The following is a 2,338-nucleotide window of genomic DNA, read 5'->3' as shown; positions in this document are numbered from 1 at the left end:
GCCCCCCCCGGCGGGGCCCCCCCGGGGGGGCCCCCCCCGGGGCCCGGGGGGGGGCGCGGGGGGACCCCCCCCGGGGGGCCCCCCCCGGGGGGGGGGGGGGGGGCCCCGGGGCCCCCCCCCGGGGCCCCCCCCCTCGCCCTGCCCTGGTACCTGGCGTTGCCGTCGCTGGTGCTGTTCTACCTCCTGCCGCCCGTGATCCAGCGCGGTGTGGTGTTGCGCAGGCCCGCGCGGTGGTTCCTGCGCCAGCACTACCTCTCGCCGCGCGAATCGGCGGACTTCGCGAGCTTCGCGCAACGGCTGCTGACCACCCCGTCGGTGCACGAGAACGCCCTCCAGGTGCGCAAGTTCCTGGTGCACGCGCTGCTGGAAGACCTCGCCGACGCCTACGCGCGCCGGGTGTGGCGGTGGCGCTGGATGCGGCGCGACAACTACCCGGTGTTGCTCCTGCAGGGCGTCACACCAGGCACCACCGGAGAACTGCTGATCCGGCTGATCAACGACGTGCGCAACGAGACCGGCGCTTGGGACCCGCTGCTGGTCGTGGCCAGCGGGACCGAGGAACTGCCGCACGACGACCCACCGGCCGAACCGCTCACGGTGCAGGGCTGGCAGCACCGGCTGCAGGAGGCCAGGCGCAAGCGCTCCCCCACCGCCTGGTACCTGCCGATCCGGGTGGAGGACCCACCGACCGATGTGGAACCGCGCCCCGCGTTCCCGCGCGGCCAGTTCCCGATCCGGACCACCCGCGCCCGGATCCTCCGCTTCGTGCCCGTGGCGATCGCGGGTGTCGTGGTGCTCGGAGCCGGAACCTGGTACCTGCACGAGTGGAACGCGCACTGCCGCACCCTGCTGCCGTGGACGGAGCCCGGCCTCAGCCGGATCGACCCGGACGGATTCGGCGGCGCGCGGGGGGAGTGCGTGGGCGTGTCGGCCGGATACATGTTCTCCCCGCCGGAGAGCGCGGACGACAAGACCCGCGAGGAACTGCTCGGATTGCAGGCCAGGGTCCGCGAACTCAACGCCGCGGCCGAGGAACGGCACCGCAACGAGCCCGAGCTCCCCTACCCGACCATCGTCTACTTCAGCGTCCTGACCACCTCGAATTCCGATTCGACGACGCTGGCGGCAGCGTTGGAGGAACTGCGCGGAGTCGTCGACGCCCAGAACCGGTCGCGCCTGGCCCGGCTCCCGATGCGGGTCGTCATCGCCAACGGTGGCGAGGAGATGCGCCACGGCCCCGAGGTCGCGGGGCGGATCGGAGAGCTCGCCCGCGCCGCCGAAGCGGAGAACATCGCCGCGCGGGGCGAATCGAACCGGTCCGGGACGGCCCGGGAGGCGACATCACCCGTCGTCGGCGTCGTCGGTCTCGGCGGCAGCCGGCAGACCACCAAGGAAGCGATCTCCGTGCTCGGCAGGCACGGGCTGCCGAGCATCGGGATCACCACCTCCGAGGACCACATGTGGAAGTCGAGCAAGCTCTACTTCCAGATCGCGCCACCGAACCGCGACCAGGCCCGGGTCGTCGGTGAATACCTCCAGCACCACGTCGAGGCACGTCCGCGCCGGGTGATCATCTTCAAGGATCCCGGCGACGACTACAGCGTGAACCTCGCCGAGGACCTGCACCACGAGCTCACCGCGAACCGCGGCATCGCCGCCGACACGACCGACGATCTGGCGGAACTGGAATTCGCGTGCGGACGGGACTCGGTGGTGTTCTTCGCGGGCCGCTCCGAACAGCTCAACGAACTGCTGACCCGGGACAGGTGCGACCCCGGCAACCCCGCGCGGCTGATCGCGGGCGACGACGTCACCAAGTACGTGCTCAACAGACGGGTGTCCAACCCCGATGCTCCCCGCCCGCAGCTCGACTACGTGTCGTTCAACAAGCTCCCGCACGCGGAACGTGCGGACGACGACGCAGACCAGGGACGTTCCGCGCTGGCCCGGGACGCGATAGACCTCCTGAGCACCGCCATCAACCAGTTCAAGGACGATCCGCTGCCGCTGACCGGGATCACCACGTGGAACGAGCTGTCGCACATCGGGGGCATGTCGCGCGCGACCACCGGCGCGATCGTGTACGACCCCACCGGGTCCGATCCGTCGAAGCGCCAGGTGCCGGTGAACAAGGCGATCACGATCGAGCACATCGACTCCGCCGGGCGGAGCAGGACGCTGCTGGTGTGCGGTGACCACCAGGCCAACGACAACAGGCCCGCCGGGTGCACCTGGCTCGGCGGCTGAGGTCCGTGCCCCCCCCGGGCGGGGGGGGGGGGGGGGGGGGCGGCCCCCCCCCCCGCCGGGGGGGGGGGGGGGCCGGGCCCGGGGGGGGGGG

At 72.5% G+C, this 2,338-nt stretch carries 1 protein-coding gene; it reads left to right on the top strand.

Going from position 1 to position 2,338, the window contains the following annotated elements; all coding sequences use genetic code 11:
• The first annotated feature begins 156 nt into the window (after positions 1-156).
• Positions 157-2,247 carry a hypothetical protein gene (locus tag LCD31_RS19830; RefSeq protein ID WP_224960136.1) on the top strand — a complete coding sequence of 697 codons (2,091 nt, stop codon included), beginning with the start codon at positions 157-159 and terminating at the stop codon, positions 2,245-2,247.
• The last annotated feature ends 91 nt before the right edge of the window (positions 2,248-2,338 follow it).

Origin of the sequence: Saccharopolyspora sp. 6M (assembly GCF_020176775.1) — a bacterium.
In the GTDB taxonomy this organism is placed as follows: Bacteria; Actinomycetota; Actinomycetes; order Mycobacteriales; family Pseudonocardiaceae; genus Saccharopolyspora_C; species Saccharopolyspora_C gregorii.
This window is presented reverse-complemented; position numbering and strand designations above follow the sequence as displayed.